Origin of the sequence: Kitasatospora sp. NPDC015120 (assembly GCF_043080305.1) — a bacterium.
GTDB lineage: Bacteria > Actinomycetota > Actinomycetes > Streptomycetales > Streptomycetaceae > Kitasatospora.
In genome coordinates this window covers 73,847-93,887 of record NZ_JBIBVJ010000005.1, presented here as the reverse complement: position 1 = coordinate 93,887, position 20,041 = coordinate 73,847, and the positions used below count along the sequence as shown (strand labels likewise).

At 74.4% G+C, this 20,041-nt stretch carries 14 protein-coding genes; 6 read left to right on the top strand and 8 right to left on the bottom strand.

The features are described 5' to 3' along the window. Window positions 1-307 precede the first annotated feature (307 nt). Window positions 308-2,656, top strand: coding sequence for an immune inhibitor A domain-containing protein (locus ACF1AK_RS14560; RefSeq protein ID WP_391499146.1), 2,349 nt, complete (start codon window positions 308-310; stop codon window positions 2,654-2,656). A 411-nt stretch (window positions 2,657-3,067) separates the two neighbouring features. After that, window positions 3,068-3,922 (top strand): M23 family metallopeptidase, encoded by an 855-nt coding sequence (locus ACF1AK_RS14555; RefSeq protein WP_391499145.1) that lies wholly within the window; start codon window positions 3,068-3,070, stop codon window positions 3,920-3,922. Window positions 3,923-3,950: 28 nt separating this feature from the next. Here ACF1AK_RS14555 and ACF1AK_RS14550 read toward each other — a convergent pair whose 3' ends face one another. Continuing rightward, window positions 3,951-4,568, bottom strand: coding sequence for a TetR/AcrR family transcriptional regulator (locus ACF1AK_RS14550; protein WP_391499144.1), 618 nt, complete (start codon window positions 4,566-4,568; stop codon window positions 3,951-3,953). A 264-nt stretch (window positions 4,569-4,832) separates the two neighbouring features. On the opposite strand from ACF1AK_RS14550, the gene ACF1AK_RS14545 reads away from it, so the two are divergent. After that, entirely contained in the window at window positions 4,833-6,461 is a 1,629-nt protein-coding gene (locus tag ACF1AK_RS14545) for an MDR family MFS transporter (protein ID WP_391499143.1), read from the top strand. Between the two features lie 116 nt (window positions 6,462-6,577). Here ACF1AK_RS14545 and ACF1AK_RS14540 read toward each other — a convergent pair whose 3' ends face one another. After that, window positions 6,578-7,540, bottom strand: coding sequence for an A/G-specific adenine glycosylase (locus ACF1AK_RS14540; protein ID WP_391499142.1), 963 nt, complete (start codon window positions 7,538-7,540; stop codon window positions 6,578-6,580). Between the two features lie 182 nt (window positions 7,541-7,722). On the opposite strand from ACF1AK_RS14540, the gene ACF1AK_RS14535 reads away from it, so the two are divergent. Next, complete coding sequence (locus ACF1AK_RS14535) at window positions 7,723-8,628, top strand: hypothetical protein (RefSeq protein ID WP_391499141.1); 906 nt, start codon at window positions 7,723-7,725, stop codon at window positions 8,626-8,628. Between the two features lie 92 nt (window positions 8,629-8,720). On the opposite strand, the gene disA is transcribed toward ACF1AK_RS14535, so the two are convergent. Together disA and radA are read right to left on the bottom strand one after the other, a co-directional pair. Then, window positions 8,721-9,779, bottom strand: coding sequence for a DNA integrity scanning diadenylate cyclase DisA (disA, locus tag ACF1AK_RS14530; protein ID WP_380290207.1), 1,059 nt, complete (start codon window positions 9,777-9,779; stop codon window positions 8,721-8,723). Between the two features lie 189 nt (window positions 9,780-9,968). Next, a complete protein-coding gene (gene radA / locus ACF1AK_RS14525) occupies window positions 9,969-11,468 on the bottom strand; it encodes a DNA repair protein RadA (protein WP_391499140.1) in 1,500 nt (499 codons plus the stop codon). Between the two features lie 220 nt (window positions 11,469-11,688). Between radA and ACF1AK_RS14520 the strand changes: the two genes are divergently transcribed. Then, window positions 11,689-13,614 carry a sigma-70 family RNA polymerase sigma factor gene (locus ACF1AK_RS14520; protein WP_391499139.1) on the top strand — a complete coding sequence of 642 codons (1,926 nt, stop codon included), beginning with the start codon at window positions 11,689-11,691 and terminating at the stop codon, window positions 13,612-13,614. 481 nt (window positions 13,615-14,095) lie between these two features. Here ACF1AK_RS14520 and ACF1AK_RS14515 read toward each other — a convergent pair whose 3' ends face one another. From ACF1AK_RS14515 to ACF1AK_RS14505, 3 genes are all read right to left on the bottom strand, one after another. Further along, window positions 14,096-14,767, bottom strand: a complete 672-nt coding sequence (locus ACF1AK_RS14515) for a GAP family protein (RefSeq protein ID WP_391499138.1) — start codon at window positions 14,765-14,767, stop codon at window positions 14,096-14,098. 113 nt (window positions 14,768-14,880) lie between these two features. Then, the gene (locus tag ACF1AK_RS14510; RefSeq protein WP_391499137.1) at window positions 14,881-16,221 is read right to left on the bottom strand and encodes a DUF1254 domain-containing protein; all 1,341 of its coding nucleotides are present in this window, start codon (window positions 16,219-16,221) and stop codon (window positions 14,881-14,883) included. Between the two features lie 41 nt (window positions 16,222-16,262). Next, a complete protein-coding gene (locus ACF1AK_RS14505) occupies window positions 16,263-17,597 on the bottom strand; it encodes a DUF1254 domain-containing protein (protein ID WP_391499136.1) in 1,335 nt (444 codons plus the stop codon). Between the two features lie 229 nt (window positions 17,598-17,826). On the opposite strand from ACF1AK_RS14505, the gene ACF1AK_RS14500 reads away from it, so the two are divergent. After that, a complete protein-coding gene (locus tag ACF1AK_RS14500; protein WP_391499135.1) occupies window positions 17,827-18,867 on the top strand; it encodes an NAD-dependent epimerase/dehydratase family protein in 1,041 nt (346 codons plus the stop codon). Window positions 18,868-18,960: 93 nt separating this feature from the next. On the opposite strand, the gene ACF1AK_RS14495 is transcribed toward ACF1AK_RS14500, so the two are convergent. Further along, complete coding sequence (locus ACF1AK_RS14495) at window positions 18,961-20,010, bottom strand: family 2 encapsulin nanocompartment cargo protein polyprenyl transferase (protein ID WP_391499134.1); 1,050 nt, start codon at window positions 20,008-20,010, stop codon at window positions 18,961-18,963. Window positions 20,011-20,041 lie beyond the last annotated feature (31 nt).

The following is a 20,041-nucleotide window of genomic DNA, read 5'->3' as shown; positions in this document are numbered from 1 at the left end:
TCGCCGGGGGCCCAAACCGTTTTCCGCACCCCTGGCGAAGCTGTGATCCGGCCCACGAAGGGGCAGGTCGGGGGCCGTACGGGGGGCTGGTGCGGGTGCGATCGAAGCCGTAGTCATCTTTAATGACAATGTTGTTGACGGTGCGTCAGTTGATACGAAGTTGCGGAGCATAGCGCTGTGGCCATGTCACGGTCAAGGTCTATCTTTTCCGTCCACGCTTAGATCAAATGACGTCCACCTGTCTTTCATTGGTTTACCGGAAGGCCAAGAGCCGGACCGGTTTGGGGAGGACGTCACAACGTTGAAGATGACCAGGAAAGCCGCTGCGGTCGCCTCGGCCGCGGCGGTCATAGCCGCGCTCGGCGCGGGGCTGCTCCCGAGCACGGCCATCGCCGCCGGCTCCGCCCCCGTTCCGCAGGACCCGGCCGATGCCGTCCAGACCAGCACTGAGCACAACCTGCCGGGCCCGCTGACCGAGAAGGTCGAGGCCGAGTCGAAGGCCGCCACCGAGCAGCTGCTCGCCGGCACCGCCAAGATCGAGCAGCACGGCGGCGGCTCCAGCATCAAGCTGGGCAAGGACAAGTACGTCGAGCTCGCCCGTGAGCGCACGGACAAGATCTTCACCATCCTGGTGGAGTTCGGTGACGAGGTCGACAACACCACGAAGACGCCGGACGGCCGGATCAAGTACGGCGGTACCCCCGGTCCGCAGCGCAACCAGATCGAGAAGCCCGACGCGGCCACCAACAACTCCACCCTGTGGCAGGCCGACTACAACCAGCAGCACTACCAGGACCTGTACTTCAACAAGTCCGGTGACTCGCTGAAGACCTACTACGAGAAGCAGTCCTCGGGCCGCTACTCGGTGGACGGTCAGGTCACCGACTGGGTGAAGGTCAAGTACAACGAGGCCCGCTACGGCTCGGACTACTGCGGCCAGCACGTCTGCGCCAACGCGCAGGACCTGATCCGCGACGCGATCGACACCTGGGTCGCCGACCAGAAGGCCAAGGGCCAGACGGACGCGCAGATCAAGGCCACCATCGCGCAGTACGACCAGTGGGACCGGTACGACTTCAACCACAACGGCAACTTCAACGAGCCGGACGGTTACATCGACCACTTCCAGATCGTGCACGCCGGTGAGGACCAGTCGGCCGGCGGCGGCAAGCAGGGTACTGACGCCCTGTGGGCCCACCGCTCGTACGTCTACGGCACCGGCGCCGGCACCACCGGCCCGTCCGGCAACCTGCTCGGCGGCACCCCCGTCGGCGGCACCGGCGTCTGGGTCGGCGACTACACCATGCAGCCCGAGAACGGCGGCCTCGGTGTCTTCGCCCACGAGTACGGCCACGACCTCGGCCTGCCGGACCTCTACGACACCTCCGGCAGCGGCATCGACAACTCGGTCGGCTTCTGGTCGCTGATGTCGTCGGGCTCCTGGCTGGGCGAGGGCAAGAACTCGATCGGCGACATGCCGAACGACCTCGACGCGTGGAGCAAGCTCAAGCTCGGCTGGCTGAAGTTCGACAAGGCCAAGGCCGGCACCGAGTCGACCCACCACATCGGCCCGGCGGAGTACAACAGCAAGCTCCCGCAGGCGCTGGTCGTCGACCTGCCGAAGAAGGCCGTCACCACCACCATCAACAAGCCCTACGCGGGTGCGAACGAGTGGTGGAGCGGCAGCGCCGACGACCTGAACGTCACGCTGACCCGCGACATCGACCTGACCGGCAAGACCTCCGCCTCGCTGTCGGCCAAGGCCTGGTACGACATCGAGCAGGACTTCGACTACGGCTACGCCGAGGTCTCCACCGACGGCGGCACCAGCTGGGCCGCCCTCGCCGGCACCTACAACGGCGTCGCCCTGCCGAAGGACCCCTCCGGCAACGCCTCGCTGACCGGCAGCTCGGGCGACAAGTGGGGCGACCTCGTCCTCCCGCTGGACGCCTACGCCGGCAAGGCCGTCAAGGTCCGCTTCCGCTACGTCACCGACGGCGGCCTGCACCTCAAGGGCCTGGCGCTGGACGACCTGGTCGTGACCGCCAACGGCGCCACCGTCTTCACCGACGGTGCCGAGAACGGTGACAACGGCTGGACCGCCAAGGGCTTCTCGCGGACCTCCGGGTCGTTCACCAACGACTACAACCAGTACTACATCGCGGAGAACCGCCAGTACGTCTCGTACGACCGCACCCTCAAGGTCGGCCCGTACAACTTCGGCTTCGCGGACAAGCCGCTCTGGGTCGAGCACTACCCGTACCAGCCCGGCCTGCTGATCTGGTACTGGGACGAGTCGCAGAGTGACAACAACGTCACCAACCACCCGGGCCAGGGCCTGATCCTGCCGGTCGACTCGCACCCGACCCCGCTGAAGTGGAAGGACGGCACGCTGATGCGCCCGCGCATCAACGGCTACGACTCCACCTTCGGCTCCCGCAAGGTCGACGGTCTGACCCTGCACCGGGCCGGCGTCGAGACGGTCATCCCGAAGGCCAAGGGCGTCGACGAGTTCTCCGACCTGAAGTCCTACTGGTCGAAGGACAACCCGTACAGCAGCGTCATCGTCCCGAAGACGGGCACCAGCATCGAGGTCGAGAACGAGTCCTCGAACTACCTGGAGACCTGGATCCGCGTCCGCCCGGTCGACAACTGATCGACCGAGCTCTGACGCCCGGTCCCTGACCAGGCACCGCTGAGCCGATCCGGCCCGCTCCCGCACCCGCGGGGGCGGGCCGGATCCTTCGCGTCCGGGCGCGGCGGGCACCGCGGGGCGGCCTCGGACCCGCCCCGCGGGTGGTGCTGCTCACAACCCGCGGGGCGGGTACGAGCGGGCGTAGTAGCGCGACCGGGCGGGGCCCGCCGGCCGCCTCCCCTCGAACGGACGATCCGACCGCATGATCGTTACTCCGTCGGACCGAATTCCGGCGCGATGATGACTACACGCCGTAGTAGGTCACCCGGTTTGGGACTCCGCTCGGTGACGGTTACACCTGAGTGGTCCCCCGCTCAGCACGCCCGACCGGGCTCAGCGTGCTGTCCCCGTCCGCCCATGAGGTCGAGCTCCATGCCTTCCGTCCCGCCTCTGGGGCCGGCCCTGTGCCGGCTCGCCGATTCCTTCCTCCGGCAGACCGGCCGCAACCACTCCACCACCGCGGCCGCGGCCGGTGCGGCCGTGCTGACCGGCGCCCTGCTCCTCGCCGCCTCGGGCAGCGCCTCGGCGCAGACGGTCGACCCGACCACCCCCGGCAGCTCGGCGTTCACCGCACCGCACGGGGCGGCGCCCGCCTCGGGGCTGGTCCAGGTCGCCGGCCCCAGCCCGTACACCCTGCCGTCCGAGCAGTACTCGGCCCAGGAGTACGTGGCGGTCGCGGCCAACCTGCTCACCGAGCAGGCCGCCGAGCCGCAGCCGGAGCCCGCCGCACCGGAGGCGCCCGCCCCCGCCCCGGCCCCGGAGCCCGCTCCCGAGCCCGCTCCGGCCCCCGCGCCCGCTCCGGCTCCGGCTCCGGCTCCCCAGTGGTCCGCCCCGGCCCCGGGCGCGCCGACCAGCAACCCGTACGGCGTGCGCAACGTCCACTACGCGGCCGGCTACCACACCGGCGTGGACTTCGCGGTCTCCCCGGGCACCCGGCTGCTCGCGGTCGGCAACGCCACCGTGGTGTCGGCCGGCTGGGACGGCGCGTACGGCAAGGAGGTCGTGCTGCGGCTGCCGGACGGCCGGTACGCCCAGTACGCCCACATGTCGTCGATCTCGGTGTCGGCGGGCCAGCGCGTCGCGGCCGGCCAGCAGATCGGCCGTTCCGGCAACACCGGCAACTCGACCGGACCGCACCTGCACTTCGAGATTCGCTCCGCCAACCAGTACGGCGCGGTGATCAACCCGATCGCCTACCTGTCCGCGCGCGGGGTCACCGACTTCTGATCCCCCGTCCGGATCCGGTCGCGGCCGTTCAGTCCGTCGGCGCGGGTCTGCCGATCAGCCGGCAGATCTCCAGCGCCACGTGCTGGGCGGCCACGATCGCCTCCTCGCGGGTGGCCTCCGCGACCGGCACCCCGCCGGCGGCGGGGTCGGCCCCGGGCCGGCTGTCCTGCTGGAGCAGGAAGAGCGCCGAGTTGATGGTGAACAGGGACATCGCCGCGCGCAGCCGGTCCTCGAAGCTCGCCCCCGGACCGTGCATCAGCCGGACCAGCGCGATCATGCTGTCCCGGAACTCCTGCCCGGCCGGCAGGTCGCGCAGGGCGGGCTGGTTCTCCTGGAAGAAGCGCAGCAGCAGCGCCCGCTCGGACATCCCGGCCGCGAACCGGCGGATCAGCTCGTCCCGCACCTCGGGCGTCCAGGTCTGCTCGCGCCCCCAGGCGATCAGCTCGTGGATCGGGGCGGCGGTGGCCGCCACGATGCCCTGGACGATGTCCTCCTTGGTCTTGAAGTGGTAGTAGAGCGCGGCCTTGGTGACGCCGAGGCGGTCCGCGATCTCCCGCAGCGAGGTGCGCTCGTAGCCGTGCTCGGAGAAGAGCTCCAGGGCCACCGCGACGATGCGCGCCCGGGTGTCGCTACGGGGGCCGTGCATCGTGCCCATCGCCTGCCTCTGACTGCGTCGTGATCCCGTTCCCCGCACGGCCGACGGCCGTCGCGGCGCAGCGGCGGACATCCGTTCGGCGGCCACCCCTGCGTCCATTCTTCCTGCCCAGGGCGCCTGCCTGAAAACTGGCTTGACGACCGGCTAGTGCACAACCTACCGTGCCGACGGTCCACAAACTAGCCGGGCGACAAGTAAGGGGGCCGTCGCAGGCCGCGCCGGTCGCCCGACGTCCTGTCCGGGAGACACCCACCCATGTCACAGCCAAAGGCCGACACCGGCGCCCCCGAGAAGAAACCGGCCGAGGAGGAGCAGCCCCGCTCGGCCCGCGAGATCCGCCTGGTCATGATCGGCCTGGTGGTCACCATGCTGCTCGCGATGCTCGACGGCCTGATCGTCGGCACCGCGATGCCGACCATCGTCGGCGAGCTCGGCGGCGCCGAGCACCTGTCGTGGGTGGTCACCTCGTACACCCTGGCCACCGCCGCCTCCACCCCGATCTGGGGCAAGCTCGGCGACATGTACGGCCGCAAGGGCACCTTCCTCACCTCGATCGTGATCTTCCTGGCGGGCTCGGCGCTCTCCGGCCTCTCCCAGGACATGAACGAGCTCATCGGCTTCCGCGCCCTCCAGGGCCTGGGCGCCGGCGGTCTGATGGTCGGCGTGATGTCGATCATGGGCGCGCTCGTCCCGCCGCGCGACCGCGGCAAGTACCAGGGCATGTTCGCCGCGGTGATGGCCCTGGCCACCATCGGCGGTCCGCTGGTCGGCGGCTTCATCACCGACCACCTGAACTGGCGCTGGACCTTCTACATCAACCTGCCGCTCGGCGCCGTCGCACTGGCCGTCGTGATCGTCACGCTGAAGCTGCCGAAGGTCCGCAGCAAGGCCCGGATCGACTACCTCGGCGCGGTGCTGCTCACCACCGGCATCACCTCGCTCACCCTGATCACCACCTGGGGCGGGCAGGAGTACGACTGGGGCTCGAAGCAGATCCTCGGCCTGACCGCGCTGGCCGCGGCCACCCTGATCGGCTTCTGCTACGTCGAGCAGCGGGTCCAGGAGCCGATGCTGCCGCTGTCGCTGTTCCGGAACCTCAACTTCACCCTGGTCTCGGTCATCGGCTTCGTGGTCGGCTTCGTGATGTTCGGCTCGACCGTCTTCCTGCCGCTCTACCAGCAGACCGTGCAGGGCGCCTCGGCGACCAACTCCGGCCTGCTGCTGATGCCGATGATGTTCGGCATGCTGGTGATCTCGCTGGTGGTCGGCCAGGCCGTGACCAAGACCGGCAAGTACCGGATCTACCCGATCATCGGCACCGTCGTGATGACCGCCGGCATGGTGCTGCTCTCCACCCTCTCCACCGACACCTCGGGCTTCGTCTCGGCCTGCTGGATGGTGGTGCTCGGTGCCGGCATGGGCTTCCTGATGCAGATCACCATGCTGGTCGCGCAGAACAGCGTCGAGCTCAAGGACATGGGCGTGGCCAGCTCCACCGCCACCCTGTTCCGCACCATCGGCGGCTCGTTCGGCGTGGCGCTGTTCGGCGCGCTGTTCAACAACCGGGTCACCGAGACCATGAACGAGCGGCTCGGTTCGGCCGCCGGGGCGGGCTCCGCCCAGGGCGGGGACCCGGCGCAGCTGAGCCCGGCCGCGCTCAAGGCGCTGCCGGCGCCGGTCCAGGACGCCTACCACCACGCGGTGGCCAACGGCATGCACACCGTCTTCCTGTGGGGGGCCGCGGTCGCGGTGATCGCGGTCGCCGCCGCGGTCTTCATGCGCGAGGTGCCGCTGCGCGGGGCCGGCACCCCGCCGGCCGACGCCGAGGGCGGCAAGGACAAGAAGGGTCCCGCGGCCGACACCATCGAGGCCGTCGCGATCTGACACCGGAACGCAGCCGAGGGCCCCCGTTCGCCGCACCGGCGGGCGGGGGCCCTCGCGCGCGTGTCCCAGAGCCCCCGCGCCCGTCCGGCGGCGGGCCGTCCGGGGCCGTGGCGGGTCTACCGGGGCAGCCGGTAGACGCCCTGCTCGACCGGTTCGACCAGGCCGTCGGCGACCAGGCCGTCCAGCGCGCGGGCCCGCTGCACGGCGTCCGGCCAGACCGCGTCGAGCCGGGCCTGCGGCACCTCGCCGTGCGCCTCGCGGAGCACGGCGAGCAGCTTGCCGCGCACCTGCCGGTCGGTGCCCTCGTAGGACTGCCCGCGCCGAGCCGGGCCCTCGTACGGCGGCCGGCCGGCCCGCTGCCAGGCGCAGACGGTGAACAGCGGGCAGTCCCCGCACTGCGGCCCGCGGGCCGTGCAGACCAGGGCGCCCAGCTCCATCACGGCCACCGCCCAGGTGGCGGCCGTCCCGGCGGCCTCGGGCAGCAGCGCGGTCGCCGTCCGCCGCTCGGCCGCCGTGGTGGCCTGCGCCGGGTACTCCACGCCGGACACCGCCCGGGCGAACACCCGGCGGACGTTGGTGTCCAGCACCACGTGGCGCTGCCGGAAGGCGAAGGAGGCCACCGCGGCCGCGGTGTACTCGCCGACGCCGGGCAGCGAGAGCAGCGTCGCGTGGTCGTCCGGGACCTCGCCGTCGTGGTCCTCGGTGATCGCCACGGCCGCGCCGTGCAGGCGCAGCGCCCGGCGCGGGTAGCCCAGCCGGCCCCACATCCGGACGGCCTCGCCGGGCGCCTCGGCGGCCAGGGCGGCCGGGGTCGGCCAGCGCTCCATCCAGGCCTCCCAGACGGGCAGGACCCGCTTGACCGGGGTCTGCTGGAGCATGAACTCGCTGACCATCACGGCCCAGGGCGAGGCGTCCGGGGTGCGCCAGGGGAGGTCGCGGGCGTTCTCCTCGTACCAGCCGAGGACGGTCGTGTGCAGGACGGGCAGCGGCAGCGCGAGCCCCGGCACCCCGGCGGGCTCCGGCGCTCCGGCCGGGGTCGCGGGGGCGGGGAGGGCGGGGGTGACGGTGATGGCAGCCATGGCCCTTCGATCCTCCCATGCCCGGGCCGGGAGCCGAAGCGGATCACGGCGTTCCGGACGGGGGCGCAAAACACCCCATTCGGCCTCCCTCGAACGGCGCAAATGGCGGATCATGTGAAGGAAGGGGTGACTGTGCGGTGTTGGTGCGTCAAGGGGCACACACTGTCTCGTAGAGTTTGGGCGTGCCCTCTCTGCGTCAACCCGTAGGACCGCTGCCGGCCTCGATCTACTGGCGTCGGCGCATCGTCGTGCTCGTCGCCGTCGTCGCGGTCGCCGCCCTCGTCATCTGGCTGATGACCGATCAGGGCGGAGGTGACGACGGCCCGAAGGACAAGGCCGCGCAGGCCGCACCGACCCAGTCGCAGAGCCAGACGCCCGCCCAGACGATCACGCCGGGCGCCTCCCCGACCGGGCCCGCCAACAACTCCCGCCCCGGCAGCGGCAGCAGCGGGGGCAGTGCCTCCGGCGGCGCCGTGGGCGGCGGGGGCGGCGGCGACGTCAGCGTGAGCACCGGTGGCACCACCGGCGGCGGCAGCCCGGCACCCGCGGCCGGCGGGGCGGCGGCCGGCGGCGCGAGCGGTGCCGCCACCGGCGGCGGCGCGGGCGGCAGCGGCGGAGGCACCGGCGGTGGCGGCACCGGCGGCCCGCCCCCGGTGAACACCCCGGAGATCATGGCCCTGCCGGTCTGCGCCTCCTCGCAGGTGACGCTCAATCTGGCCGGCGCGCAGAACGCCTACCAGCCCAAGGACAAGCCCAAGCTGGCGCTGACCATCAACAACTCCTCGGCCACCACCTGCCGGCTGGACCTCGGCCGGACCGCCTCGGCGATCACCGTCACCGCCAGCAACGGCGAGCGCATCTGGTCCTCCGGCGACTGCCCGGCCGACAAGAACAGCAGCTGGGTCCAGCTCCCCGCCAACGGCGGGCTGACCGAGACCTTCAGCTGGGACCGGGTCCGCAGCAAGCCGCAGTGCGCCACCGCCGACCCGGCGCCCGCCCCGGCCGGCACCTACCTGGTGGTCGCCGACCTCACCGGCCTCTCCGGCGGCCAGGCCTCGGCCCGCTCCTCGATCCGCCTGGAGAACTGAACCGCCCTCACCCGCACGGCGCGGCACGACAGCAGGGAGCCCGGACCGCTCAGGCGGTCCGGGCTCCGGCGTTCACGGGCGGTGCGCCCGGCTCAGACGTAGCGCTCCAGGATGGACGATTCGGCGAGCCGGGACAGCCCCTCGCGGACCGAACGGGCCCGGGTCTCGCCGACGCCCTCGACCGTCTGCAGATCGTCGATGCTCGCGGCCAGCAGCTTCTGCAGGCCGCCGAAGTGCTCCACCAGGCGCTCTATCACCGTGTTGGGCAGGCGCGGGATCTTGGCCAGCAGCCGGTAGCCGCGCGGCGAGACCGCCGAGTCCAGCGACTCCGGCGAGCCCGAGTAGCCGAGCGCCTTGGCCACCGTCTGCAGGTCCAGCAGTTCGGCGTGGGTCAGCGCCTCCAGGTCGGCCAGCACCTCGTTGACGGTCCGGCCCTTCTTGGCGGCGCGCTCCGGGAAGTAGTCCCGGGCGACCAGCTCGCGCTCCGGCTCCACGCCCGCGATCAGCTCGTCCAGCTGGAGCGAGAGCAGCCGGCCGTCGATGCCGAGCTCCAGGACGTACCCGGCGATCTCGGTGGCGATCAGCCGGACCATCTCCAGCCGCTGGGCGACGGCGGTGACGTCCCGGACCGTCACCAGGTCCTCGATCTCCAGGGCGGAGAGCGTGCCGGCCACCTCGTCCAGGCGCAGCTTGTAGCGCTCCAGGGTGGCCAGCGCCTGGTTGGCGCGGGACAGCACGGTGGTGGAGTCCTCCAGCACCCGGCGGGTGCCGTTGACGTACATGGCGATCAGCCGCATCGAGTGCGAGACCGCGACGACCGGGAAGCCGGTCTGCCGGTTGACGCGCTCGGCCGTGCGGTGCCGGGTGCCGGTCTCGTCGGTCGGGATGGTGGAGTCCGGCATCAGGTGGACGCCGGCCCGGACGATCTTGGTGATGTCCTTGTCCAGCACCACCGCGCCGTCGAGCTTGCACAGCTCGCGCAGCCGGGTCGCGGTGAACTCGACGTCGAGCACGAAACCGCCGGTGCACAGCGACTCGACGGTCTTGTCGAAGCCGAGCACGATCAGGCCGCCGGTGTTGGCCCGGAGCACCCGCTCCAGGCCGTCGCGCAGCGCGGTGCCGGGGGCGATGGCGGTGAGGGAGGCCCGCAGCAGGGCCTCCTCGCGGGAGGACTTGTCCGCCCGGTCGCTGGCTGCCACGTGACTCCTCCGGTCGACCCCGTACCGCCCGCCCTCGCGCGGGGCGCCGGCCTGCGGTCTGTTGCTCTGTCGCTTAGTACTGCCTTATCACCAATGAGACAGGGGAAAGTCTAACTGCGTGCGGCAACGACAGGGCTTGGGTCAGCGCAGTTCGTCGGAGTCGAGCGGCTCCCACCCGTCCATGAGCTCCTCCGGGTGGGCCGCCGGCCGGGGCGCGCGGGGTGCCGGCGGCGCCGACGGTGCCTCAGCCTTCGGCCGGGCGGCGGCCCGGCGGCGGCCCGGGATCGCACGCAGCGCCTCGCCGATGTCGGCCACCTCGACCACCTTCATGCCCGGCGGCACCTTGCCCGGGTCCGGCGGGACGAGCGCGTGGGTGAAGCCCAGCCGGTGCGCCTCGGCCAGCCGCCGCTGCACACCCGTCACCCGCCGCACCTCGCCGGCCAGGCCGACCTCGCCGATCGCGACCAGGTTGCTGGGCAGCGGGGTGTCGGAGGAGGAGCTGGCCACCGCGAGCGCCACCGCGAGGTCCGCCGAGGGCTCGGAGAGCTTCACGCCGCCGACGGTGGCGGTGTAGATGTCCTGTTTGCCCAGCTTCACCCCGCCGTGACGCTCGACCACGGCCAGGATCATCGCGATCCGGGGCGACTCCAGGCCGGAGGTCGTCCGGCGCGGCGAGGGGATCTGCGAATCCACCATCAGGGCCTGCACCTCGGCCACCAGCGGCCGCTTCCCCTCCAGGGTCACGGTCAGGCAGGTGCCCGGCACGGGCTTGTCACGCCTGGTCAGGAAGAGGCCCGACGGGTCGGCCAGGCCCTCGATGCCCTCGTCGTGCAGCTCGAAGCAGCCGACCTCGTCGGTCGCGCCGTAGCGGTTCTTGATCCCGCGGATGATCCGCAGCCGGGCGTGCCGGTCCCCCTCGAAGCTCAGCACCACGTCCACCAGGTGCTCCAGCAGGCGGGGGCCGGCGATCTGGCCGTCCTTGGTGACGTGGCCGACCAGCAGAGTGGCCATGCCGCGCTCCTTGGAGGCCCGGATCAGCGCGCCCGCCACCTCGCGGACCTGGGCCGGGCCGCCGGGCGCGCCGTCCAACTCGGCGGAGGCGATGGTCTGCACCGAGTCCAGGATCAGCAGACCGGGGCCGACCGCCTCGATGTGGCCGAGGACGGCGCCGAGGTCGGACTCGGCGGCCAGGTAGAGGTGCTCGGAGAGGGCGTTGATCCGGTCGGCGCGCAGCCGGACCTGGCCGGCCGACTCCTCGCCGGTGACGTAGAGGGTGCGGTGCTGGGCGGTGGCCGCCTTGGCGGCGACGTCCAGCAGCAGGGTGGACTTCCCGACGCCGGGCTCGCCCGCCAGCAGCACCACGGCGCCCGGGACCAGGCCACCGCCGAGCACCCGGTCCAGCTCGGGCACGCCGGTGGAGCGCGCCGTCGCCACCTGCCCGTCCACCTGGGCGATCGGGCGGGCCGGCGCGCTGACCGGGCCGGCGGCGGTGGTCCGGATCGGCACCGCGCCGTACTCCTCGACCGTGCCCCAGGCGTTGCACTCCGGGCAGCGGCCGACCCACTTGGGCAGCTGGTTGCCGCACTCGGTGCAGCGGTAGGCCGGGCGCGGCTTGGCGGTGGTCTTGGTACGGGCAGCCATGCGGTCACCGTAGCGCCTGGGTACGACAGGGCGGGGCGACGGGCCGGGCGGAGGGTGGAGCGGCGGGCTGGGCGACGGGCGGAGCGGCGGGCGGCGAACGGGGCCGGGACCCGTGGGGCCGCCGGGCGGGGTCCACGAATGGGCGATGTTGTTACCCGAAAGAAGTACAACCGGGCGGAATCACCCGGGCAGGGCTGGTGCGCTCTCTACCGTCGGACGGGTGACGACGAGTACGGAAGGGCCGCGCGACGCCGTCCTCGCGGCGTACGAGCGACAGGTGGACGGCCTCTTCACCTACTGCCTCTCGGTGCTGTGCGAGCACGAGGCCGCCGCGGCCGCCCTGCGGGAGGTGCGCGAGCTGGCGGTCCGGCACGGCGGCCGGCTGGCCGAACCCGGGCTGGTCCGGGCCTGGCTGTACTCGCTGGCCCGGTACTGCTGCCTGCGGCGGCTGGCCGGCGGGGCGGCGGGCGCGGCCACGGGCGGGGAACGGAGCGGTGCGGGCGGGGAACGGAAGGGGGCGGGCCGGGACGGCGGGGCGGAGGCGGGCCGGCGGCGGCGCGAACTGGCCTTGCTGGCCTGGCCCGAGGCGGCCGGCACCGGCCCGGAGCAGCGCGAGGCCCTGGAACTGTCCGTCCGGCACCGGCTCACCCCGATCGAGGTGGCGGCCGTCCTCGGGCAGCCGTTCGAGAGCGTCCGGGCGCTGCTCGCCTCCGCACGGGCCGAGGTCGGCCGGACCGGAGCCGCCCTGTTGGTGCTCGGCGCCGGCGGCTGCCCCGAGCTGGACCGGCTCGGCGGCGCGGGGGCGGAGAGCCGGCGGGACCGGGTGCTCGGCCCCGCCCTGCGCCGGGAGCTGGTGCAGCACGTGGTGGACTGCCCGGCCTGCCGGGGCACGGCGGAGCGGGTCGCGGGCGAGGTCCCGGAGGACGGCACGGCGGGCCTGTCCGGACTGCCGGTGCTCACGGCGCCGTCCGGCGGCAGCGGGCTCCCGGGCGGGACCGTCGGGTTCCTGCCCTCGGCGACCCGCCGCCCCGGGCGACGGGCGGGCTCGCCTGCGCCGGTGACCGAGCCCGGCCTCCGCTTCGACCAGGGCGGGTTCCCCCGGCACCGCGCGCCGGACGCCGGGCGGGGGCCGACGGTGCGGCGGCGGGTGGTGACCACCGGGGTGCTGGCCGCCGTACTGGCGGCGCCGGTCATCGCCCTGTGGGCCGGGCACCGGGGCGGCGGCGGGCCCGGGGTGGCGGCGGTCTCCTCGGTCCGGGTCGAGGGGGAGCGCTCGGCGGGGGGTTCGGCAGAAGGTCCGACGGAGGGCTCGGCGGGGGGCCGGGCGGGTGGACCGGCGGGCGGCACGGCGACCGCCGGAGGGTCCCCGGGGCCCACCGGGACGGCCGGCGGGGCGATCGGGACGGCCGCCGAGGCCGCCCGCGGGTCCGGTCCGGCGGTGGCCGGGATGGAGCTGGCGGGGGCGGGACCGCTCACTGCAGAAACGTTGCTTCCTGGGGTCCAGGGGCCGCTGATCCCGGTCCCGGCGCACGGGGCGAGCACGCTCGGCGGTCCCGCGCTGGCCGCCACCCCGGCGGCCGGGCCCACACCGGCCCCGGCGGCCCCGGTGGCCGGCGAGGGGGGCGCGGATGGTGCGCCCGACGTGGCGCAGGAGGCGCCCGCGCCGGGCGGTCTGCTGACCGTCGAGGCGGGCGAGTACGGCAACCGCACGGTGCTCACCCTCACCAACTCCGGCGGCACCGAGATCCACTGGCACGCCGTGGTGGACGCGCCCTGGCTGCGACTCAGCCGCGACGCGGGCACGCTCGCGCCCGGCCAGCGGATCACCGTGATCGTCGGCGTCGACGAGGACCTCGCCCCCACGACCCGCTGGACCGCCCGGATCGCGCTGCCGCCCTCGCAGGCGGTGGTCACCCTGGAGGGCGGCCCCCGGCACCGCGGCGGCGCCACCCCGTCCCCGACGGCCCCCGCCACCACCGAACCCACCGCGAGCCCGACCACCCCCACCCCCACCCCCACCCCGTCACCGCGCGCCACGCCGACGCCGACACCCACACCCACACCCACACCCACAGCCGAGCCGACCGCTCCGGCGTCCCCGTCCCCCTCCGCGTCCACCGCCACCCCGAATCCCACACCCCGGTGAGACCGGCCGGGCCCTACCCCAGCCACACGCCTCCGCCGCACCAGGACGGGCCCACGGTCGGACCACACCCCACGAACGCGGCGCCGGAGCCCGAGCCGCACCACGACCGCACACCCGAAGTCCCCCGCCACACCCCCGCCGCAGCTCCGCCGCCGACCGGAGGTGGCACGCCGACAGGCGAGACGGCACCGGGGCCGGGACCGTCGCCACACGGCAAGGTCCGCGCCGCACCACGAGGCCACACCCGGAGCCACCTCCCGCACATCCGCCGCAGCTCCGCCCCGGCCGGAAGACCTGCACCGCCACCCCGGCGGCACCGGGGAGCCGGCCCTCCGCCACACACCCAAGCCCCACGAACCGCGCACCGCGCACCGCGCACCGGGGCCACACCCGAAGCCGCCTGCCACACCCCCGGCGCGGCTCCGCCGCCGATCGGAGGTGGCGCGCCGGCACCCCAGCCAGGAGGGGGGCGAGCTCGGGGTCAGGTGGTGAGGCCCGAGAGGGCGGTGCCCAGGTGGGAGGTGGCGAGGGTGAGGAGCAGGGTGAGCAGGATCGCGGTGTGGTGGGTGGCGGCCCAGGCCCTCCACTCGTCCAGCCGGCGGGTGGCGCGGGGGCCGCCGCGGAGGTGGACGGCCAGGGGCAGCAGGGTGCCGAGCGACCCGATCAGCACCAGCAGCGCCCCGGCCCCCGCCTTGCCGGGTGCCGGGCTTCCGCCCGTTCCGACGGCGACGGCGGCGGCCACGGCCAGCAGCAGGTTCTTCGGGTCGGCCGCCAGCAGGGCCGCCCCGAGTGCGGCGGAGCGGGCGGGGGTGGACCGGTCGACCGTCCGCATCCAGGCCGGCGGCCCGTGCACCCGGCCCTCGCGGGGGCGGTCCCACCATTGGCGCGCGCCGAGCAGCAGGAGCAGACCGCCCACGGCCAGCTCGAACCACCACGACCAGTCCGGGCCGGCGACGTCCCCGGCGAGCCGGGACGCGAGCGGCACCACGAGGGCCGTCACCGCCGTCAGCGCGGCCGCCCAGCCTGCGGCGAACGCCGTCCCGTTGGCCGGGCCCCGGGGCGTGGCGAGCAGCAGGACGGTCGCGACCAGCGCCATCGGGGTGATCGCGATGCCCGCGGCCGAGGCCAGCATCCGGCCGACGGCATCGCCCATCGCGCGTCCTTCCTGGTCGGGCGTGTCCGACGGTTCGCGTCGGTTCGGCGTGCGGCTGCGCCGGCTCCCGGCGGCCGACGGCAGCCCGGCGGGGACGGCCGCCGGACGGCGCCCTACGCCCGGCGCAGCGGCGGGAGGCGGTAGGTGCCGTCCAGGACGGCGGGGCCCGGGTGGTAGAGGCGGATCACCGGGCGGAACGGGCCGGCGGGGGTGGGGAGCCAGTTCGCCGCCTCGGACGGGGCGGTGGGCGGCTCGTGGCGGAGGTGGAGGGTGAGGCCGCCGTCCGGGTCGGGGCGCAGGCCGGGGGTGCGGCTGCCGATCGCGTAGCGGCCGGCCGGGTTGGCGACGAGGTGCTGGTCCGGGAGGCCGTACACGGTGAGCGACCAGAACTCCTCCACCGGCGGCAGCCCGTCCGGCGGGAAGCGCAGGGTGTACGGGTGGGTGCCGTCGAGGGGGCGGCCGTCGGCGTCGTCGGTGGTGGTGGCGTGCAGGGCCTCGTAGGCGTGGCAGCCCCAGAGTCCGGCGCGGGCTGCGGCGGCCCGGCTGAGGTAGGCGGCGCGGCGGTCGGGGATCCGCCACTCGGGTTCGTCGCGGGTGCCGGGGCCGAGGAAGGCGGTGTTGTGGTCGAACAGGTGGAGGGCGGCGCGCCATTCGCCGGGCGGGTGGTCCTCGGGCGGCCGGGTGGCGTCCTCGACGCGTTCGCGCCCGGCGGCGAGTCCGGTCGCCAGGGCGAGCGTCCAGTCGGGGGCGGCGGCGCGGTAGGGCGAGGGGCCGGTGTCCAGGAGGCCGAGCGGTGCGAAGCGCTGCTGGTAGTCGCGGTCGGCGGCGGCGGGCGGGTAGGCGGCCATCCAGACCCGGAGCCGTTCGAAGAAGGCGAGCCGCTCGGGCACGTCGGGGTCGGGGGCGGGGAGTCCGGCGGCGACTCCGCCGGGTTCCAGCGGTTCGAGGGCGAGCCCCTCCTGGAGGGCCCGGACGCGCGCGAGGTCGTCCGGCCCGGCGCAGGCGAAGCGGCCGACGAGGGTGGCGACGGTGGTCGGTGCGGCGATCACCCGGTCGGGGTGGGCCGGGGTGCCCTGCCAGGCGGGCGGGACGACCAGCCAGGTGCGGGCCGCGCCGCCGGTGGCGCGGCTGCCCAGGTAGGCGAAGTTGTCGGTCCACGCGTCGACGAACTGCAGCACGTGGTAGGCGCCGGCGGTGTCGGGCACGTGCAGCAGTTGCGGGCCCTCGGAGAGGTCGAGCTGGGCGACCGAGTAGAGGACGTCGTTGTTGACGGAGGCGAAGTCGTCCTCCGGGCCCGCCAGCCGGGTGGCGTGGGCGAAGCGGTTGAACGGGGTGGGCGGCAGGACGCCCAGGCCGCCGTGCACGAAGCGGTCGACCGTGGTGAGGCCGGCGACCAGCGGATAACCGTAGACGTAGGCGTCGGCGGCCAAGGCCTCCAGCTCGGGCTGGTTCATGGGGGTCCTTCCCGGGTGCCGGGGCGGGCGGGGGCGGGGGGTCAGCGCAGGGTGAGCGGCGGTGGCGTCCAGCGGCCGTCGAGCACGGACGCGTCCGGCCCGTAGAGGCGGATGACGACGGTGAACGGGCCGTCCGGGGCGGGCAGCCAGTTGGCCGAGTGGTCGGCGTCGGCGGGCCGCTTGTGCTGGACGTAGAGGGTGAGCCCGCCGTCCGGGTCGCGGACCAGACCGGGGGTGCGGTCGCCGACGGAGTAGCGGTCCAGGGTGTTGTCGACCAGGTGGAGCCCGGGCAGCGCGTACATGGTCACGGACCAGAAGTGGCGGGCGGGCGGCAGCGCGTCCGGCGCGAACCGCAGCAGGTGGTCGTGCTTGCTCGCGTCGGGCGGGCGGTGGCCGGCGGCGTCGGCCTGCCAGCCGCCGTACCAGGCCTCCTCGACGGGCAGCCCGTACAGGCCGGTGAGCGCGCCGACCGCCCGGTCGAGGTACCGGGTGCCGAGCTGTTCGCGGGTGCCGAAGAGTCCGACGGAGGACTCGGTGCGGGCGGCGGCACGGGCGAGTCCGGCCTTGGCGTCGGCGATGCCGCGCTCGATCTCGGCGCGGACCGCCAGGGGCAGGGCGGCCGGTTCGAACTCGCCGCGGCCGTCGATGCCGAGGCCGGCCAGCCGGCCGCGCAGCGCGTCCTCCTCGGGCGGGGCGGCCTCGGCGGGCAGGAAGCCGAGCAGGAAGTCGAGGAAGACGAAGAATTCGATGGTGTCGAGCACCTCGTCGCGCCAGACCGGCCAGACGGGCTGCGGGGCGGGCTCGGGCTCCGGCGTGCCGGCGTAGGCGTGCAGCGGGCGGAGGCGGTACTGCTGCTGGAGCGCGGCGAGTTCCGCGATGTCCGCGGGGGACGTCCCGCCGAGGTGGGTGCGGCCGAGGATGCCGGCCAGCCGGGTCGTGGTGCGGATGACGCTCCTGACGCCGGGCGGGGGTTCGCCGTGCCAGTCGGGGCCGGCCACCAGGTGGTCGCCGGCCTCCTGACCGGTGGTCCGGGAGCCGACGAACCCGGCGTAGACGGTGTCGAGTTCGTGCACCGGCAGGACGTAGTAGCGGTCGGTGGCGGGGACGGAGAGCACCCAGGGTTCGGTCCGCAGGTCGAGCCAGGCCCAGGAGTACGGGGTGTCGTTGTTGGGCGTGACGACATCGGTGTCGGCCGGGGTGGCGGGGCGCGGGTAATGCCGGAAGACGCCGAAGCCGCCGGTGTGGCGCGGGTCGGCCTCGTCCAGTGCCTGGGTGTACAGGGTGCGGTAGTTCTGCAGGACCGGGTAGCCGCGGATCCACGCCTCGGCGGCGGTCGCGCGGATGGTGTCCGGGTCCACAAGTGCCGGGTTGACCATGGTGGCGCTCTTCCCTGCGCCGTACCCCGGGGCGGGGCGCGGCGGCTGCGTGACGGACGGATCGAAGGGGCATATCGGTACGAATCGGATGCTATGCGGGCCCCTGGGGGTCGGCATCTCGGCCGCCGCGGGCCTCCCCCGGCCCTGCGGGGCCACCCGGACGGGCGCCGGCCTCCGCCCGTGGCGAACGCCGGTATGCGGGGGAGGACGCCGGGACAGCCTTGCCGGTATGAAGATCCTTCTGCTCGGCGGCTCATCCTTCCTGGGGCGGGCGTTCGCCTCCGAAGCCCTCGCCCGCGGCCACGAGGTCACCACCTTCAACCGCGGCCGGACGGCCTCCGACCTGCCCGGCGTGGAGGCGGTGCGCGGCGACCGCGACGCGGCCGACGACCTGGCCCGGCTCACCGAGGGGCGGTCCTGGGACGCCGTGGTCGACACCTCGGCCCAGCAGCCCGCCCAGGCCGCGCACTCCGCCCGGCTGCTGCGCGACCGCGCCCGCCACTACACCCTGGTCTCCTCCGTCCACGCCTTCGCCGACTGGCCGGCCCGGGTGGTCGACGAGACCTCCCCGCGGCACCCGTGTCCGGCCGACACCCCGCCCGGGCAGGAGTTCAGCCCCGCCCTCAAGGCCGGCTGCGAGCGCGCCGTCCTGGAGCAGTTCGGCGCCGACCGTGCGCTGGTCCTCAACAGCGGGCTGCTGATCGGCCCCCACGAGCAGGGCGGCCGGCTGCCGTGGTGGCTGGAGCGGATGGCCCGGGGCGGGCGGGTGCTGGCGCCCGGCGAGCCGGGGCGGCCGATGCAGCTGATCGACGTCCGGGACTTCGCGGTGTTCGGGCTGGACCGGCTGACGGCGGGCACGGCCGGCCGCTTCCTCACCACGGCGCCGCCCGGCCGGCTCACCTACGGGGAGTTCCTGGCGGGCTGCGCCGGGGCGGCCGGCGACGGCAGCGTCGAGCTGGTCTGGGTCGCGGACGAGTCGCTGACGGCCGAGGGGCCGGACAGCGTCCAGCCGTGGAGCGAGCTGCCGCTCTGGATGCCCGGGGTGCCGGAGGCGGCGGGCACCTGGCTGGCCGACACCCGCCGGGCCGAGGCGGCCGGGCTGCGGTGCCGGCCCTTCGCCGAGACCGCCGCGGACACCTGGGAGTGGCTGCGGCAGCGCGGGCCGGCGGACGACACGGAGCCGGACGGGCGCAAGCGCGGCCGGATCCTGCACGGCATCGAGCCGGCGAAGGAGCGGCGGCTGCTGGAGGCGCTCGCCCCGGTGCGCTGACGGGCGGGACCGGCCCCGCCCGTCGGGGAAGCGGCGGCCGGGCCGCTCCCCCGGCACCCCCGACGGCGGCCCGCTCCCCCGGCGGACGCCGGCTCAGTGGGTGCGGCGGGTGACCAGCTCGGCGAGCGCGAGCAGCTCGTCGGCGGCCGACGGCTCGGGCACCGCGAGGGCCAGCTGGGTCATCGCCGCCGCCATCCGGTCGCAGGACTCCCCCTGGGCCCAGGCGCGCCCGCCGGCACCCTCGACGGCGGCCGCGCAGTCGGCCAGCTCCTCCCCGGTGAGCGGCCGTTCCAGCGCGTACAGCTCGGCCAGCCGGGCCCCGTCGGGCGTACCGGAGCCCAGCGCCGCGACCACCGGTAGCGACTTCTTGCGGACCAGGAGGTCCGCGCCGACCGGCTTGCCGGTGACGGCCGGGTCGCCCCAGATGCCGATCAGGTCGTCGATCAGCTGGAACGCCAGGCCGATCTCCCGGCCGAAGCCGTCCATCGCCTTGGCGGCCGCCTCCGACCCGCCGGCGTACCGGGCGCCCATGGCGCAGGCGGCACCGAGCAGCGCCCCGGTCTTGGCCTCGGCCATCGCCAGGCACTCGGTCAGCGAGACGTCGTTGCGCTGCTCGAAGGCGCAGTCGATCTGCTGGCCCTCGCAGAGCTCCACCACGCAGTCGGCCAGCCGGCGCACGGCGTCGCCCGCGGCCGGGTGGCCGTCCTCGGCGAGCAGCCGCAGCGCCAGCGCGTGCATGGCGTCCCCGGCCAGGATGGCCTCGGTGGTGCCGAACACCAGCCAGGCGGTGGGGCGGTGACGCCGGGTCTCGTCCCGGTCGATGATGTCGTCGTGGAGCAGTGTGAAGTTGTGCACCAGTTCGACGGCGGCCGCGGCGGCGGTGGCCGCCGCGGGGTCGCCGCCCAGGGCCTGGGCGGCGGCGAGCACCAGGGCGGGCCGGATGGCCTTGCCGGAGGACGCGGTCGACGGTGAGCCGTCCGCCTCCCACCAGCCGAAGTGATAGCCGGCGACCCGGCGCATGGTGCCGGGCAGCGAGTCCACGGCGGCCCGGAGCACCGGATCGACCAGGGTGCGGGCGCGCGCGAGGACGTCCTGCGCCTCGTTCCCCTCGCGATGGTCGCGCTCCAGCGTGAACATTCCCATGGGTCCTCCCCCTCGGTGGTGCGACGGGCCG

Bases quoted from the DNA above. Each gene is read 5' to 3' on its own strand.
- ACF1AK_RS14560 (WP_391499146.1), top strand. From the start codon at position 308: ATGACCAGGAAAGCCGCTGCGGTCGCCTCGGCCGCGGCGGTCATAGCC.
- ACF1AK_RS14555 (WP_391499145.1), top strand. From the start codon at position 3,068: ATGCCTTCCGTCCCGCCTCTGGGGCCGGCCCTGTGCCGGCTCGCCGAT.
- ACF1AK_RS14550 (WP_391499144.1), bottom strand. From the start codon at position 4,568: ATGCACGGCCCCCGTAGCGACACCCGGGCGCGCATCGTCGCGGTGGCC.
- ACF1AK_RS14545 (WP_391499143.1), top strand. From the start codon at position 4,833: ATGTCACAGCCAAAGGCCGACACCGGCGCCCCCGAGAAGAAACCGGCC.
- ACF1AK_RS14540 (WP_391499142.1), bottom strand. From the start codon at position 7,540: ATGGCTGCCATCACCGTCACCCCCGCCCTCCCCGCCCCCGCGACCCCG.
- radA (WP_391499140.1), bottom strand. From the start codon at position 11,468: ATGGCTGCCCGTACCAAGACCACCGCCAAGCCGCGCCCGGCCTACCGC.
- ACF1AK_RS14515 (WP_391499138.1), bottom strand. From the start codon at position 14,767: ATGGGCGATGCCGTCGGCCGGATGCTGGCCTCGGCCGCGGGCATCGCG.
- ACF1AK_RS14510 (WP_391499137.1), bottom strand. From the start codon at position 16,221: ATGAACCAGCCCGAGCTGGAGGCCTTGGCCGCCGACGCCTACGTCTAC.
- ACF1AK_RS14505 (WP_391499136.1), bottom strand. From the start codon at position 17,597: ATGGTCAACCCGGCACTTGTGGACCCGGACACCATCCGCGCGACCGCC.
- ACF1AK_RS14500 (WP_391499135.1), top strand. From the start codon at position 17,827: ATGAAGATCCTTCTGCTCGGCGGCTCATCCTTCCTGGGGCGGGCGTTC.
- ACF1AK_RS14495 (WP_391499134.1), bottom strand. From the start codon at position 20,010: ATGGGAATGTTCACGCTGGAGCGCGACCATCGCGAGGGGAACGAGGCG.